This window comes from Marinobacter sp. HL-58, assembly GCF_001314605.1.
Taxonomy (GTDB): Bacteria; Pseudomonadota; Gammaproteobacteria; order Pseudomonadales; family Oleiphilaceae; genus Marinobacter.
The window spans coordinates 1-13,340 of sequence record NZ_LIHP01000017.1 but is presented as its reverse complement, the minus strand read 5'-3'; the positions used below and the strand labels follow the sequence as shown (position 1 = coordinate 13,340).

Genomic DNA, 13,340 nt, shown 5'->3' with positions numbered 1-13,340 from the left:
AGTCGTTTCAGGGCCCTTCAGAGCGCCCCATAGTTATTCTTTAACAAGCGGCCAATACTACCACATTCAACCTCTTAGCGGGGCATATGGCGGTGCCTGTCAGTCAAAAACCACGGTCTTGTTTTCGTAGGTGATCACACGGTCTTCAATGTGTGCCCTCAGACCCCGTGACAGGGCGTTTTTCTCCACATCCTTGCCCAGGCGCACCAGGTCTTCTATCGAGTCGCTGTGACTGACGCGAATGACGTCCTGCTCGATAATGGGGCCTTCGTCCAGATCCTGCGTCACGTAGTGGCAGGTAGCACCGATCAGCTTCACACCCCGGCTATAGGCCTGGTGGTATGGCCGGGCACCGGCAAAGGAAGGCAGAAAACTGTGATGGATATTGATCACCTTGCCTGAATACTTCTCACACAGGCTTGCGGGCAATATCTGCATGTATCGGGCCAGGACAACCACATCGGCTTCATACCCTTCAATCAGGCCGTCAACCTCGCCGAAGGCCTCATCACGGTTGGTCTTGTCCACGGGGATATAGTGGTAGGGTATGTCATGCCACTCCACCATGCGCCTGAGATCCTCGTGATTGGAGATAACGGCTACGATCTCGGCATTGATCTCCTTGCTGTGCCAGCGGTGTAGAAGATCTGCCACGCAGTGGGATTCCTTGCTGCACATCAGGATCACTTTCTTGGGACGAGCCGAATCGGCAATGTGCCAGTTCATGTCAAACTCGCGGGCTATCGGCTCGAAAGCGATGCGGAACTGTTCAAGCCCGAACGGAATCGAATCGGCCTTGATCTCATGCCGCATGAAGAACCAGCCTGTCTGGGTATCCGAGTGGTGGCTCGCCTCGGTAATCCAGCCATTGTAGGTCGAAAGGAAGTTACTGACCTTGGCGACGATTCCGACCCGGTCCGGGCAGGAAATCACAAGACGATAGGTATGCTCCATGGAAGCCTTTCCTTAATCTGATCCGGGAAAGCGGGCGTGCAGGTTCACACCCTGAAAAATGACCGGCTATGATAGCCTATCTGAGCATCAGAAACGAGGCACCATAACATGGACAGACACCCCCTACAGGCTTGCACAGAAAAACCCGTTCCGGGCCACTCACTGGCCACCAGGCTGCTCATCGCCCTGGCATTGCTTTTGCCGCTGCAACCGGCTGCAGGGGACGCCATTCTCGAGGGTGAGCGGCATCACCCGGTCAAGGCAAAGAACGGAATGGTTGCCACCAGCCATACGCTGGCAAGCGAAGTGGCGCTGGAAGTTCTCAAAGACGGCGGAAACGCCATGGATGCAGCAGTGACCGCCGGATTTGCCCTGGCTGTTACCCAGCCACGATCCGGCAACATCGGCGGTGGCGGTTTCATGCTTTACGCGCCCGGCAACGGAGGCGCCGTGGAAGCCATCGATTACCGGGAAACAGCTCCTGCAGCTGCCACGGAAACCATGTTCCAGGATGAAGACGGCAACGTGGTGCCGGACCGCAGTCGCTTCACCCACAAGGCAGCCGGCGTGCCCGGCACCGTCGCCGGTCTTGCCATGGCACTGGAACGGCATGGCACGCTTTCCCTGGAGGAGGCACTGGCACCGGCAATCAGGCTGGCCCGGGACGGGTTCAACGTACCCGACCGCTTCACCGAGGGGCTTGAACAGGCCCGTGAACGGCTGCAACGATGGCCCGCCACACTGGATACCTTCTATAAGGAAGACGGCTCTGCCTGGCAACCGGGAGAACGCTTCCGGCAGCCAGAACTGGCCAAGACCCTCCAGCGCATTGCCGATGAGGGTATCGACGGCTTCTACGAAGGCAAGACCGCGCAACTGATTGTGGACGAAATGGAACGCCACAACGGCCTGATCACCCTGGACGACCTGAAAAACTATCGGCCCCAGGTCCGCCAGCCGGTCCATGGCAGCTATCGTGACCACGACATCTATTCCATGTCGCCGCCCTCTTCCGGCGGAACTCACATCGTGCAGATTCTCAATATTCTCGAGGGCTTCCCACTCTCGGACTTTGGCCATAATTCCGCTGCCGGCATCCACCACATGGCTGAAGCCATGAAACTGGCCTATGCCGACCGTGCGGAATACCTGGGCGATACGGATTTCGTGGAGGTGCCCCTGGACGGCCTGATCAGCAAGGCCTATGGCGAATCCTTACGCAAAACCATCGACCCGGACAGGGCACGGCCAGCGTCGGACATCCGCGCCGGGGATCCGGGCGCCTGGGAGAGCCCGGAAACCACCCATTTTTCCATTGTCGATCGCTGGGGCAATGCCGTTTCCAACACCTACACCATCAACTTCAGTTATGGCTCCGGTATCACAGTTACCGGGGCCGGCTTTCTGCTCAACAACGAGATGGACGATTTCAGTGCCAAACCCGGTGAACCCAACGCCTACGGGCTCATCGGCGGCGAAGCCAACAAAGTGGAACCGGGCAAGCGCATGCTGAGCTCCATGTCGCCCACCATTGTCAGGCGTGATGGCAAGAACTTCCTGGTGACCGGCAGCCCCGGTGGCTCCAGAATCATTACCACCACCTTGCAGGTACTGCTGAATGTGATTGATCATGACATGAACATTCAGTCTGCGGTCAGCGCACCGAGAATCCACCACCAGTGGCTACCGGATGAAATCCTCATTGAACAGGGCATCAGCCCCGACACCGTCCGGTTGCTGGAGGACAAGGGCCATGAGGTAGTGCCTGGTAGCGCCATGGGGGCCATCCAGAGCATACTGATCGATAACGAGGGAACCCTGCACGGCGGTGCAGACCCTCGCCGTAGCACATCGTCAGCCATGGGTTACTGAACCCGGGAGGTTTTATGTTCTTATCAGTGCAATTGAGTTGCTACCCGCTCGCAGACGACTACAAACCACCCATCCGGGCGCTTATCGAACGGCTGGAGAATAGCGGGCTGGAAGTCTATCCCGGGCGCATGAGCACGGAAATATTCGGGGAGTATGATGAGGTCATGCGGGTGCTGTCGGATACCATGAAATGGTCATTCGAGGAGTACGGCAAAGCCGTCTTCGTGGCCAAGATCATGGAGGGTGACCGCAGGCCACGATAACAGCAAGGCACAACAACCTGCCGCGGGTGGGGCCCTACCCGCGGCCGATAAACAAGGCGCCTACCAGCACAAGCCCCAGGAACGCCACAACCATGTTGACGGCCAGGCCCCAGCGGAACCCGTATCCGGCCGGGAACTCTGCCGGGCTGAGGGTACGCAACAGGGCGCGGAACTGGCGTGAAGACCACACGGCAGCAAAGGCCCCGAGCAGGATAAACAGAATACCAATCCAGAATCCCAGCATGGCGTTGATCACGCCCACGCTGTCGGGCGCCAGAACATGCAGTAGCAGGCCCGCCCGCTCGATCAGAAAGCCGAACGCAATAAAGGACAGGCTGGTGCGGTTCCATGCCAGCAGGGTTCGCTCAGCGGCAAACAGAACTCTCGGGTCTTTCAGGTCAGACATGGGCTTCCTTTCTACTCCGGTGTTACTTTCAGAACACGGCCATCATCACTGTCGGTAAGCAGGTAAACCGCACCATCCGGGCCGGTGCGCACATCCCGGATGCGTTCTTCCAGCTCTCCGAACAGAACACCCACTTCCCTCGCCTGGCCATTTTCCAGGCGAACCCGATGCACCTGCCTGGTCACCAGCCCCCCGACCAGCAACTCACCCTGCCACCGGGGAAACAGTTCACCGGTATACAGCGTCATGCCGGACGGCGCAATGGAAGGCGTCCAGTGCAACAACGGTGGCTCGATACCATCCCGTTGCTGGAACGGTGTCACCCGTGCGCCGGTATAATCCAGCCCGTGGGTGGTAACGGGCCAGCCGTAATTGGCGCCCGGGCGGATGACATTGATCTCGTCACTGCCGCGGGGCCCGTGTTCATGGGCAATCAGTCGGTCCTGCTCATCATCGTAGACCAGTCCCTGCACATTGCGATGGCCATAGCTGTATATTTCGCCCTGATATTGCCCGGAGCCGGCAAACGGGTTGTCCTCCGGCACGCTGCCATCCGGGTTCAGGCGAACAATACTGCCAATATGGTTCTCCCGGCGCTGGGCCTGCTCACGGTAATCAAAACCATCCCCCAGAGTAAGCACCAGCGTGTTGTCCGGCAACCATGCCAGGCGGCCCCCATAATGGGCGTTCCCCTCCTTGGCCGGCTGAACGCGGAATATCTCGGTGACATTCTCCAGGCCCCGGTCGACAAGTTTTCCCCTGGCCAGGCAGGCATGATTGGCCTCCGGCGTACCACAGGCATAGCTCAGGTAAATCATACCGGTCTTCTCGAAGTCACCGGCTGGAAGCACATCGAAAAGCCCGGCCTGCGCCGAGGCAAAGACTTCCGGCACACCATCCACGGCATCCGGCAGCAGCTCGCCTTCAGCTGTCAGTATCCGCAGCCTGCCTGGCCTTTCGGTAACCAGCATCCGACCATCAGGCAGGAACGCCAGCGACCAGGGATGCTCCAGACCCCGGGCCAGTGTCTCGATATTGTAGCCGGGCTGCTCGTCTGCCACTGCATCCGATTCCGGCAATACCAGACCGCCTGCCAGCATGATCGCCAGGGCCGGCATGGCAGAGATCCCCTGCCCCCGGCTCACGGAACGGCCAACCAGCACCGCAAACAGCCAGCCGGATACCACAGCTGTTGCCAGCATAGCCATCAAGCCTCCCGTACTCCGTGTTGCAGCAATAAGCGTGGGCATTGGCGCCAGGGTATTCACAATGATCAAAGTCAGCCAGAGCCCCACCGCCGCAGCAACCGGGTACAACCAGTAACGGCCGGAATTCCCTGTCTGCCTGACCACCAACCCTGCAACTCCCAGGGAACACAGAAGGCTTGTTCCGAACAGAATGGCGTATAAAGGTGCAAAATTGATCAGATCAAGAGCAGTGGTTTCCAGCCGGGTGGCGGCACCAATGTCAACGCCCAGGCCTTCCAGCGCCTGCAGGTTGAACTGGGTCTGGGCAAGGCTGCCGAGCACCGAGCCCACCACCACGGCAACCACGAATGCCAGAACCACTTTCCACCAGGGGGCAGGTGCAGCCATTATTTTTCTCCGGCAGGCTCCAGCTTGTCCTGGGTCCGCAGTTCGAAGTCACTGGCGTCGTGCCTTTCATGCAGCTGTTTGCTCTCTTCACCCCAGGTGCGGTTTACCATCAGCCCGCGCTTGACGGCCGGACGTGCCCCGATTTCGTCAGCCCAGCGCACGACGTTGGTGTAGGTATGCGCCTCAAGGAACTCGGCCGCCTCGTAGACCCTGTTTTTAACCAGCGCACCATACCAGGGCCAGATGGCCACATCAGCGATGGTGTATTCATCCCCTGCGATATAACGGTTATCCGCCAGTTGACGATTCAGCACATCCAGCTGGCGCTTCACTTCCATGGTGTAACGATTAATCGGGTACTCGTATTTTTCCGGTGCGTATGCATAGAAATGGCCAAATCCGCCGCCCAGGAAAGGCGCACTGCCCATCTGCCAGAACAGCCAGTTCATGGTTTCGGTGCGGGCAACAATGTCTTTCGGCAGGAACTCACCGAACTTTTCTGCCAGGTAAAGCAGAATGGAACCGGACTCGAACACACGAACAGCCGGCGAGTGAGTGTGATCCATCATCGCCGGGATCTTGGAGTTGGGATTCACCTTCACAAAGCCGCTGCCAAACTGGTCGCCTTCGGTAATGCGGATCAGCCAGGCATCATACTCTGCCTCTTTGATGCCTTTCTCCAGCAACTCCTCGAACATAATGGTGGCTTTTATCCCATTTGGGGTTGCCAGTGAATAAAGCTGGAACGGATGCTTCCCGACCGGCAACTCCTTTTCATGGGTAGGGCCTGCAATCGGTCGATTGATTTTCGAGAAGGCTCCACCGCTCTCGGCGTCCCATTTCCATACCTTCGGGGGCGTGTAGCTGGCATCAGTCATTCAATCATCCTCACATTAAGGTACTGCGAATTTCGGTACATTCAGGATTCGGGGAAGCAAACTTCCCGGCTGCGGGAAGTCAGCCTGCTCCACTTCCCTTTATTGCTGCTACGTACGGTTTTCAGATACTTGTTTACATCGGAAAACTGCTTGTCAGTTGCGCCCATCTTCCTCGCTTCGTCGCCATGGGCGTCAGATATGAAAACCAATGCCTTGTATTCTTCACCTTTCTCGGTGAGTGAGTCACTGAGCAGTGTCAGATGGCTTGCGCAAAAAATATGCATATTGCGCTTGTCGTAATCGACATCCTGAGCCGAAGCGCTGAAGCTCAACGCTGCCAGAAGCATCGTTACCAGAACGGGATTCTTCATAAAGCCTTACTCCACAGAATGAGCGTTACCTCGTGCACGGGCCGCATGCAGCTTTTTATAGCTCTCTACCAGACGCAGGTGCTTATCCAGGCCGTCCAGCTGCATGTTGGTCGGGGTCAGGCCATGGAACCGAACACTACCATTGACCGAGCCTACCACGGCATCCATGGTTTCCTCACCAAACATTCGCTGAAGGTTGACCAGATAGTCTTCCAGCTCCAACTCATCATCAAGGGTAATCTCCAGCACCGCATTGACTGCCCGGTAGAACAGGTTGCGCTCCACTGTGTTGTCGTTGAACTGCAGGAAGGCTTCTACCCTTTCCAGAGCTTCCTCGTGCTGCTGAAGAGCCAGGTAGATCAGCAGCTTGAGCTCAAGAATCGTGAGCTGGCCCCAGACCGTATTCTCGTCAAACTCGATACCGATCAGGGTAATGATGTCGGTGTAGTCGTCCATCTGGCTCTCTTCCAGGCGCTCCACCAGGCCCCTCAACTGGTCGTCGCTGAGGGTGTGCAGGTTCAGAATATCTTCACGGTAGTCCAGAGCCTTGTTGGTGTTGTCCCAGATCAGATCATCCGCGGGATAGACCTCCGAATACCCGGGAACAAGAATACGACATACAGGAGCCCCCAGTTCTTCATAAACCGCAACATAGACTTCCTTCTCCAGCTCCGCGAGTATTCCGAACAGGCACGCCGCCTCTTCCTGGTTGGTGCCGGAGAAATCCCACTCGCAGAATTCATAGTCCGACCTGGCGCTGAAGAAACGCCAGGACACCACACCGGTGGAATCAATAAAGTGTTCCACAAAGTTATTGGGTTCTGTTACCGCAAGGCTGTTGAACGTGGGCGGCGGCACGTCGTTCAGACCTTCAAAACTCCGGCCTTGAAGCAACTCCGTAAGGCTGCGCTCCAGGGCCACTTCCAGGCTGGGGTGAGCACCGAATGAAGCGAACACGCCACCGGTTCGGGGGTTCATCAGAGTGACGCACATCACCGGAAACCGGCCGCCCAGAGACGCATCCTTGACCAGGGTGGGAAAGCCCTGCGCTTCCAGAGCTTCCACACCTTCCAGAATGTCCGGATACTTTTCCAGCACCTCCCGGGGCACGTCCGGCAGTGCAATCTCTTCCTCGATAATCTGCTTCTTCACCGCCCTCTCAAAGATTTCCGACAGGCACTGCACCTGGGCTTCATGCAGCGTGTTACCCGCACTCATACCATTGCTGAGGTACAGGTTCTCGATCAGGTTGGAAGGGAAATAAACCACCTCGCCATCGGACTGGCGCACGAACGGCAGCGACACAATCCCCCGTTCCGTCTTGCCGGAATTGGTATCGATCAGGTTGGAACCACACAGCTCGCCTTCCGGGTCATATATGGCCAGGCAATGATCATCCAGAATACCTTCCGGCAACTCGTCTTCGGGGTCGGGCTTGAACCACTTTTCGTTCGGGTAGTGGACGAATTCACTGTTGGCTATGTCTTCCCCGAAAAACTGGTCGTTATAGAAGAAATTACAGTTCAGCCGCTCAATGAATTCACCGAGGGCAGAACACAGTGCGCTTTCCTTTGTGGCGCCCTTGCCGTTGGTAAAACACATGGGCGACGCTGCATCGCGGATATGCAGGGACCACACGTGAGGCACGATATTGCGCCAGGACGCAATCTCGATTTTCATCCCCAGATCCTCAAGGATCCGGGTCATGTTGGCGATGGTCTGCTCCAGGGGCAGATCCTTGCCTTCGATATAGGTATTGGTGCCACCCTCCGGCCTGGTCATCAGCAACGCCTGGGCATCGGCCCCCAGGTTCTCGACGGTTTCAATCTCGAATGTCGGGCCTGTTTGCACCACCTTCTTGACGGTACAGCGATCAATGGAACGCAGAATGCCCTGCCGGTCCTTGTCGGAGATATCTTCCGGCAATTCCACCTGGATCTTGAAAATCTGGTTGTAGCGATTTTCCGGATCAACAATGTTGTTCTGGGACAGACGGATATTCTCGGTGGGAATGTCCCGCGCCAGACAGTAAACGCGAACAAAATAAGCCGCGCACAGGGCTGAAGATGCGAGAAAATAATCGAAGGGGCTGGGTGCCGACCCGTCACCCTTGTAGCGGATGGGCTGGTCGGTAACGACAGTGAAATCGTCAAACTTGGCTTCAAGCCTGAGGTTGTCGAGAAAATTGACGTTGATTTCCATGACGAAGTATCCGGATTGGAGAATTTGGCGCGCTGCGGCCCTGAATGCTCGCCATTATCCAGTTTTTACCGCCCTTCGTCTTGGTATGTGGCATCAACCCTTCGACAATTTCGGGGAAGTCCTGCTGCTACTGCGGCTGCCGCCAGCACGCCTGCCCAAGGCAAACTGAACTGCCTGGTCGGCATGTATTTCTGTCGTGTCGTAAAGCTGGACCTGTGTATCCGTGCCCTGGATCAGAAGCCCTATCTCCGTACACCCTAGGATGACTCCCTGAGCACCGCGTTCAGACAATGATGCGACGATATCCAGATATGCGGTTTTTGAATCAGATTCAACGACACCCCGGCACAACTCCGTGTAGATCACAGAATGAACACACTCTCTTTGGGCCGCATCTGGCACGACAACCTGAACACCATGGCCCCGGAGACGATCAATATAAAACTCTTGCTCCATGGTAAACCTTGTTCCCAGAAGGCCCACACAGGTTACCCCATCCTTTTCCAGCACACTGGCCGTAGCGTCTGCTATATGAAGAAGAGGGATGCTTACTGCCTCTTCAATCCGGGAAGCGACTTTATGCATCGTGTTTGTACAGAGAACCAGAAATTCTGCGCCTGCTGATTCAAGCGCCCGGCCCGCTGAACCAAGTATTTCCGCCGTTGCCTGCCAATCACCCTGGTGCTGCAACGCCTCAATCTCGGCGAAATCCACGCTGTAAAGAACAAGTTTTGCCGAATGAAGCCCGCCAAGCTGGTTTCTCACTTTCTGGTTTATCATCCGGTAATAAGTCTGAGTAGACTCCCAGCTCATTCCTCCGATCAAACCTATTGTTTTCACAGGAAACCTCTCGTTCACGTGTCATTCAATGGTGACACGGGTGGATATTGGCATCTTGCTAACGCAGAGCGCACCGGTGACCTTGACGTAGCGAAGCGCAGACAAGGGCATCCGGGTGACGCGCCTGGTTAGCTGTTCCCAAGCATGTACGCACGAAGCTGCCGCTCTTCTCGCATGACATAGAGGAGGAGAACCCGTTTCTCATCCTCACGATAAAAAATGCGACACGGTGGAACCACCACCTCCCTGTACACCGAATTAGGGAGCTCTGGAGGAATGCGCCCAGATTGGGGAAAATCTTCCAAACGGTCGGTTTTATCGAAAACTTCTTCTACCAGCCGGCTTGCAGCGTCAGGATTGTCCAGAGCAATGTACTCTGCGATTGCGTTTAATTCTTGAAGAGCCGGCTCAGTCCAGATTACTTCAGCCATTTACTCATTTTCTCCCTGGCCTCACTTTGGCTGTACGTTCTTCCCTCAAGTACAGCACGCTCTCCTCGTGAGAGCTCCTCAAGCAGCTCAAGCCGGCGCTGCATGAACTCGTAATCCTGTACATCAACAAGATAAGCGGATGGCTGGCCATGTTCAGTGATCAGTACCGGCTCTTTGGACAGATGCAGATCTGCCAAGATTTTTGTGGCTTGGCGCTTAAGGTTTGTAACAAGCTCAACTTTCATGGGCTCACCCTGATCCAAATTGATAGTGACACTATAGTATCACTTTTCAGGTGAGGCAATCACAGCTAAAGCCCTGGCTTTGCGGCGTGCCGAAGCGCCAGCGCAGGCGCGTCCGACAACAGCCATTGGGTAAATGCTTGCATGCGCATGGCAATGCGCATACGATCAAGCTATGTATTCTAGATTTTATCGGAGGCCCTCATGGCCGAACTCTATAATTCAGCCGCCCCCAAAAAAGCAACGAACCTCTCAATCAACAGCGATCTGCTGCGTAAGACCCGGGAACTGAACATTAATTTGTCTGCCACCCTGGAACGAGCTCTAAAAGACGAGCTTTCGAAACGCGAAGCCGCACAATGGGTTGAAGAAAATCGCGCTGCGATAAAAAGTTACAACGATTTCGTCGAACAACATGGATGCTTCGGCGACGAATTCAGGGAGTTCTGATGGCAAAGTTCGATGTATACCCCAACCCGAGCAAAGTCAGCAAGGCTCACTACCCTTACCTTGTGGATATTCAGAGCAGCCTCCTGAACGATTTGGCAACTCGCATAGTTATCCCTTTGGGCAAACGTTCTGCCTTCGGTGGCGAAGCCATGCAAGGGCTCACTCCGGAAATCAGCTTTGCGGATCAGGAGTTGTTGCTGTTAACTCCGCAAATTTCCTCCGTGCCCGAAAAACACCTCAAGAGCCCCATTGGTTCCCTCTCACATTTCAGAGACCAGATTGTTGGGGCTCTGGACTTAGCTATCACCGGCATTTAACGCCAGTGGTAATGGGCGGCAACGGAGCGCAGTAGGCGTCTGGTGTAGGGCCGCCAGGCCCGGAACGCACTACAACAATTTGTTATGCAATGCCCAGTCTTCGCACGTCATTCGATACACCCGCACCGGTCGGTTATGGAATTCTTGAAGTTTGTAGTCTCCAAACCCTACCTTCTCCGTCACCCTAACGGATGATGTATGCTCCGGCTCGATGATAGCAACTACCGACTCGCAGAGCTTTTGACCGAAAGCATACTGGAGGACACCTTTGACAGCTTCTGTCGCAAACCCCTGATGCCAGAATCTGCGCGCCATGCGATAACCTAGATTGACTTCTTCAACATCACCAACCAACTCCGGCCCAACGCCACAGAAGCCGATAAAATCCCCTGAGTCTTTCTCGCAGAATGCCCATGGCCCGATTCCATGAGTGGCGTAGCACCCAAGGCACCAATCAACAAATTTCCGGATAGCTTCTTCATCGCAAACTTCGCGAACCGAAAACTTCATAACTTCCGGATCACTGAGCATTGCCGTGAGCACCGGAACGTCCTGATGGAATAACTTCCTTGCAACCAACCTCTCTGTTTCAAACAATTGCACCGTGCTCGATCTCTCCCTGTGCATAACGCCGAGCTTTGCGGCAATTTTGGAGCCGCGAAGCGGTGGAAAAATTGCCGGCAACAGCGGCTGGTTATGCATTATTCGTAGTGGCTCCAGAGCCTGAGGACTTTCACCACACGCTCTTCCTCGAGCACTTGGTAGACCAGCCGATGCTGAATATTGATACGGCGTGAATAGGCACCAGCAAGATCCCCTATGAGCTTCTCAAACGGAGGGGGCTTGCGGTATGGATCTTCTGCTATAAGCGCCAACAATTCCTGGGCTTTTGGTTTGAGACCGCTGGAGGCCAGCTTTTTTGCATCTTTCTGGGCTTGCTTGGTGTAAACCAACTTCCATGTCACCAGTCCAGCTCCTCATCGCATTCCTTCACGGGGGTATCCATCCCCTCGCGAATAGACTCTCGCATACCTGGCACGGAAAGCAGGTAAAGTGTTTCCTGAATTGCAGACCAGTCTTCCTCGGACACCAAAACCGCTTTGTTCCGCTTCCCCATGATAACGATTGGTTGGTGAGACTCGGCGGTTTCGTCGATCAACCGATATAGGTTGCTGCGCGCCTCAGTTGCTGTGATTCCGGTCATGACGCACCTCTTGCGTGTTTATCTTTTAACCAAGTGTACGCCTATAGGTACGTACGTCAAGACGAACGCTCTGCATAACGCCGCTCAGCACGCGCGGCTGCGGAATGGAGGCGAAGCCGCAATGGAGTAGCCGTCGCCGTGGCTGGCCTTGTTAGGGCCTTTGAATCGGGATAGCATAGTTGCATTGCCACTCGCGGAGGCACCATGACTACCGAAACATTAAATCACCTACGCTCTCAGATTTCGACTCTCTCCGAGTCGGAACGTGCTGCGTTGGCTCGAGAGCTCATAATGAGCCTAGACGGCCCCCGTGACGACTCTGTTGAGCAGGCCTGGAATGATGAAATTATTCGGCGCGTAGCCAAGGTCGAAAGCGGTAAGGCTACACTGCTCAGCCGTGAAGAATTCCGGACAAAGATGCGAGCGAGGTTAGGCCAGTAACAGTGCGAACGGTAAGGATACTGGAAGAAGCCTCGCAGGAAGCCCTAACGCCCGCCATCACCGGTGACAAAACCGCAGCGAAGCGGAGGGTTTGGCATCCGGTGCATGGCTTGGTTACACCTCACCTTGCTCAGTGAAGTTGATTAAAAACTTCGGGGTGTTGTTCAGCAATGCGCAAAAGAGCGACCGCTGGACCCTGTGGCTCCCTGCGCCCCTGCTCCCAATCCTGAAGAGTTCGCACGCTCACTCCCATGAGACCGGCAAACGCAGATTGCGACATGTTCAACTTCAGCCTGATCACTTTAGGCGGTGAGGGCTCTGATAGCTCATGGGTTCGTAGAGCCAATTTGCCCTTTTTGAACTGCTTGATTTCATTGATGCCATCAAGAATCTCTGCCCCTAGGTTCCTGTCACCCATTTTTGATTGCCTCCGCTATCTGCTTGAGCGTATGGCCAGGAATGCTGGCGCGCTCTGATTTACTGTACAGCGTGAGCATCCATATCTCGTGGTCAGACTTCTTCCAGTAATAAATAGCTCTGATACCACCGCTCTTTCCCGAACCCGCCGGTGCCCATCGAACTTTACGAACACCACCCGAACCTTTGATCAGATCTCCCGCATCCGGCTTCTGTAGAAGGTAGGTTTGAAGCCCACGATATTCCTCATCCGTGAGGTAGTTCGGCAATAACTTGGTGAACGTTGACGTTTCGATGAATAGCATCACAAGAATATACGGCGATGCCGTACAAAACTCAAGACCGGATCAGGGAGGTGTAATCGGGATAGGGAGGCCCCTCACGGTGCCTCTCCTCCCACATCACCGGGCATACGGATCACGTACCACGGCGATTCAGTGACTTGATTCAACCCTTT

At 55.4% G+C, this 13,340-nt stretch carries 19 protein-coding genes; 5 read left to right on the top strand and 14 right to left on the bottom strand.

Annotated features, from left to right (window positions below; all coding sequences use genetic code 11):
• Positions 1-99: 99 nt before the first annotated feature.
• Entirely contained in the window at positions 100-954 is an 855-nt protein-coding gene (gene purU / locus HLUCCO03_RS15320; protein WP_027831717.1) for a formyltetrahydrofolate deformylase, read from the bottom strand.
• A gap of 108 nt (positions 955-1,062) precedes the next feature.
• On the opposite strand from purU, the gene ggt reads away from it, so the two are divergent.
• Both ggt and HLUCCO03_RS15310 read left to right on the top strand, forming a co-directional pair.
• Positions 1,063-2,826: a gamma-glutamyltransferase gene (gene ggt / locus HLUCCO03_RS15315; RefSeq protein ID WP_081813530.1), complete on the top strand. Its 1,764-nt coding sequence runs from the start codon at positions 1,063-1,065 to the stop codon at positions 2,824-2,826.
• A gap of 14 nt (positions 2,827-2,840) precedes the next feature.
• Positions 2,841-3,089 carry a thiamine-binding protein gene (locus tag HLUCCO03_RS15310; protein WP_027831715.1) on the top strand — a complete coding sequence of 83 codons (249 nt, stop codon included), beginning with the start codon at positions 2,841-2,843 and terminating at the stop codon, positions 3,087-3,089.
• Positions 3,090-3,123: 34 nt separating this feature from the next.
• On the opposite strand, the gene HLUCCO03_RS15305 is transcribed toward HLUCCO03_RS15310, so the two are convergent.
• From HLUCCO03_RS15305 to HLUCCO03_RS15270, 8 genes are all read right to left on the bottom strand, one after another.
• Positions 3,124-3,495, bottom strand: coding sequence for a DUF202 domain-containing protein (locus tag HLUCCO03_RS15305; protein WP_027831714.1), 372 nt, complete (start codon positions 3,493-3,495; stop codon positions 3,124-3,126).
• An 11-nt stretch (positions 3,496-3,506) separates the two neighbouring features.
• Positions 3,507-5,090, bottom strand: a complete 1,584-nt coding sequence (locus HLUCCO03_RS15300; RefSeq protein ID WP_027831713.1) for a PQQ-dependent sugar dehydrogenase — start codon at positions 5,088-5,090, stop codon at positions 3,507-3,509.
• Positions 5,090-5,968, bottom strand: coding sequence for a glutathione-dependent disulfide-bond oxidoreductase (gene yghU / locus HLUCCO03_RS15295; protein WP_027831712.1), 879 nt, complete (start codon positions 5,966-5,968; stop codon positions 5,090-5,092). The genes HLUCCO03_RS15300 and yghU overlap by 1 nt, the downstream gene beginning before the upstream one ends.
• A 41-nt stretch (positions 5,969-6,009) precedes the next feature.
• Positions 6,010-6,339, bottom strand: a complete 330-nt coding sequence (locus HLUCCO03_RS15290) for a hypothetical protein (RefSeq protein WP_027831711.1) — start codon at positions 6,337-6,339, stop codon at positions 6,010-6,012.
• 6 nt (positions 6,340-6,345) lie between these two features.
• On the bottom strand, positions 6,346-8,541 hold the full coding sequence (locus HLUCCO03_RS15285) for an OsmC domain/YcaO domain-containing protein (RefSeq protein ID WP_027831710.1): 2,196 nt from the start codon (positions 8,539-8,541) through the stop codon (positions 6,346-6,348).
• 93 nt (positions 8,542-8,634) lie between these two features.
• The gene (locus HLUCCO03_RS15280) at positions 8,635-9,381 is read right to left on the bottom strand and encodes an aspartate/glutamate racemase family protein (protein ID WP_051603967.1); all 747 of its coding nucleotides are present in this window, start codon (positions 9,379-9,381) and stop codon (positions 8,635-8,637) included.
• Between the two features lie 128 nt (positions 9,382-9,509).
• On the bottom strand, positions 9,510-9,812 hold the full coding sequence (locus HLUCCO03_RS15275; RefSeq protein WP_027831709.1) for a type II toxin-antitoxin system RelE/ParE family toxin: 303 nt from the start codon (positions 9,810-9,812) through the stop codon (positions 9,510-9,512).
• Positions 9,800-10,057, bottom strand: coding sequence for a type II toxin-antitoxin system Phd/YefM family antitoxin (locus tag HLUCCO03_RS15270; protein ID WP_027831708.1), 258 nt, complete (start codon positions 10,055-10,057; stop codon positions 9,800-9,802). Before HLUCCO03_RS15270 ends, HLUCCO03_RS15275 begins: the two co-directional genes overlap by 13 nt.
• 201 nt (positions 10,058-10,258) lie before the next feature.
• On the opposite strand from HLUCCO03_RS15270, the gene HLUCCO03_RS15265 reads away from it, so the two are divergent.
• Both HLUCCO03_RS15265 and HLUCCO03_RS15260 read left to right on the top strand, forming a co-directional pair.
• Complete coding sequence (locus HLUCCO03_RS15265; RefSeq protein WP_027831707.1) at positions 10,259-10,504, top strand: type II toxin-antitoxin system CcdA family antitoxin; 246 nt, start codon at positions 10,259-10,261, stop codon at positions 10,502-10,504.
• Positions 10,504-10,821 carry a CcdB family protein gene (locus HLUCCO03_RS15260; protein ID WP_027831706.1) on the top strand — a complete coding sequence of 106 codons (318 nt, stop codon included), beginning with the start codon at positions 10,504-10,506 and terminating at the stop codon, positions 10,819-10,821. The genes HLUCCO03_RS15265 and HLUCCO03_RS15260 overlap by 1 nt, the downstream gene beginning before the upstream one ends.
• A gap of 69 nt (positions 10,822-10,890) precedes the next feature.
• Here HLUCCO03_RS15260 and HLUCCO03_RS15255 read toward each other — a convergent pair whose 3' ends face one another.
• Genes HLUCCO03_RS15255 through HLUCCO03_RS15245 form a run of 3 tightly spaced genes read right to left on the bottom strand, consistent with a single transcriptional unit; the run spans position 10,891 to position 12,025 of the window.
• Positions 10,891-11,523 carry a GNAT family N-acetyltransferase gene (locus tag HLUCCO03_RS15255; RefSeq protein ID WP_292016737.1) on the bottom strand — a complete coding sequence of 211 codons (633 nt, stop codon included), beginning with the start codon at positions 11,521-11,523 and terminating at the stop codon, positions 10,891-10,893.
• Complete coding sequence (locus HLUCCO03_RS15250; RefSeq protein ID WP_027831704.1) at positions 11,523-11,786, bottom strand: Txe/YoeB family addiction module toxin; 264 nt, start codon at positions 11,784-11,786, stop codon at positions 11,523-11,525. Before HLUCCO03_RS15250 ends, HLUCCO03_RS15255 begins: the two co-directional genes overlap by 1 nt.
• Positions 11,783-12,025, bottom strand: a complete 243-nt coding sequence (locus HLUCCO03_RS15245) for a type II toxin-antitoxin system Phd/YefM family antitoxin (RefSeq protein WP_027831703.1) — start codon at positions 12,023-12,025, stop codon at positions 11,783-11,785. Before HLUCCO03_RS15245 ends, HLUCCO03_RS15250 begins: the two co-directional genes overlap by 4 nt.
• A gap of 204 nt (positions 12,026-12,229) precedes the next feature.
• Here HLUCCO03_RS15245 and HLUCCO03_RS15240 point away from each other — a divergent pair, with 204 nt between their 5' ends.
• Entirely contained in the window at positions 12,230-12,466 is a 237-nt protein-coding gene (locus HLUCCO03_RS15240; protein ID WP_027831702.1) for an addiction module protein, read from the top strand.
• Positions 12,467-12,596: 130 nt separating this feature from the next.
• Here HLUCCO03_RS15240 and HLUCCO03_RS15235 read toward each other — a convergent pair whose 3' ends face one another.
• Both HLUCCO03_RS15235 and HLUCCO03_RS15230 read right to left on the bottom strand, forming a co-directional pair.
• Positions 12,597-12,884, bottom strand: a complete 288-nt coding sequence (locus tag HLUCCO03_RS15235) for a helix-turn-helix domain-containing protein (RefSeq protein WP_012137897.1) — start codon at positions 12,882-12,884, stop codon at positions 12,597-12,599.
• Positions 12,877-13,188, bottom strand: coding sequence for a type II toxin-antitoxin system RelE/ParE family toxin (locus HLUCCO03_RS15230; protein WP_012137896.1), 312 nt, complete (start codon positions 13,186-13,188; stop codon positions 12,877-12,879). Before HLUCCO03_RS15230 ends, HLUCCO03_RS15235 begins: the two co-directional genes overlap by 8 nt.
• Between the last annotated feature and the right edge of the window lie 152 nt (positions 13,189-13,340).

Coding starts and splice junctions, on each gene's coding strand:
- purU (WP_027831717.1), bottom strand. CDS start 954: ATGGAGCATACCTATCGTCTTGTGATTTCCTGCCCGGACCGGGTCGGA.
- ggt (WP_081813530.1), top strand. CDS start 1,063: ATGGACAGACACCCCCTACAGGCTTGCACAGAAAAACCCGTTCCGGGC.
- HLUCCO03_RS15310 (WP_027831715.1), top strand. CDS start 2,841: ATGTTCTTATCAGTGCAATTGAGTTGCTACCCGCTCGCAGACGACTAC.
- HLUCCO03_RS15305 (WP_027831714.1), bottom strand. CDS start 3,495: ATGTCTGACCTGAAAGACCCGAGAGTTCTGTTTGCCGCTGAGCGAACC.
- HLUCCO03_RS15300 (WP_027831713.1), bottom strand. CDS start 5,090: ATGGCTGCACCTGCCCCCTGGTGGAAAGTGGTTCTGGCATTCGTGGTT.
- yghU (WP_027831712.1), bottom strand. CDS start 5,968: ATGACTGATGCCAGCTACACGCCCCCGAAGGTATGGAAATGGGACGCC.
- HLUCCO03_RS15290 (WP_027831711.1), bottom strand. CDS start 6,339: ATGAAGAATCCCGTTCTGGTAACGATGCTTCTGGCAGCGTTGAGCTTC.
- HLUCCO03_RS15285 (WP_027831710.1), bottom strand. CDS start 8,541: ATGGAAATCAACGTCAATTTTCTCGACAACCTCAGGCTTGAAGCCAAG.
- HLUCCO03_RS15275 (WP_027831709.1), bottom strand. CDS start 9,812: ATGGCTGAAGTAATCTGGACTGAGCCGGCTCTTCAAGAATTAAACGCA.
- HLUCCO03_RS15270 (WP_027831708.1), bottom strand. CDS start 10,057: ATGAAAGTTGAGCTTGTTACAAACCTTAAGCGCCAAGCCACAAAAATC.
- HLUCCO03_RS15265 (WP_027831707.1), top strand. CDS start 10,259: ATGGCCGAACTCTATAATTCAGCCGCCCCCAAAAAAGCAACGAACCTC.
- HLUCCO03_RS15260 (WP_027831706.1), top strand. CDS start 10,504: ATGGCAAAGTTCGATGTATACCCCAACCCGAGCAAAGTCAGCAAGGCT.
- HLUCCO03_RS15255 (WP_292016737.1), bottom strand. CDS start 11,523: ATGCATAACCAGCCGCTGTTGCCGGCAATTTTTCCACCGCTTCGCGGC.
- HLUCCO03_RS15245 (WP_027831703.1), bottom strand. CDS start 12,025: ATGACCGGAATCACAGCAACTGAGGCGCGCAGCAACCTATATCGGTTG.
- HLUCCO03_RS15240 (WP_027831702.1), top strand. CDS start 12,230: ATGACTACCGAAACATTAAATCACCTACGCTCTCAGATTTCGACTCTC.
- HLUCCO03_RS15235 (WP_012137897.1), bottom strand. CDS start 12,884: ATGGGTGACAGGAACCTAGGGGCAGAGATTCTTGATGGCATCAATGAA.
- HLUCCO03_RS15230 (WP_012137896.1), bottom strand. CDS start 13,188: ATGCTATTCATCGAAACGTCAACGTTCACCAAGTTATTGCCGAACTAC.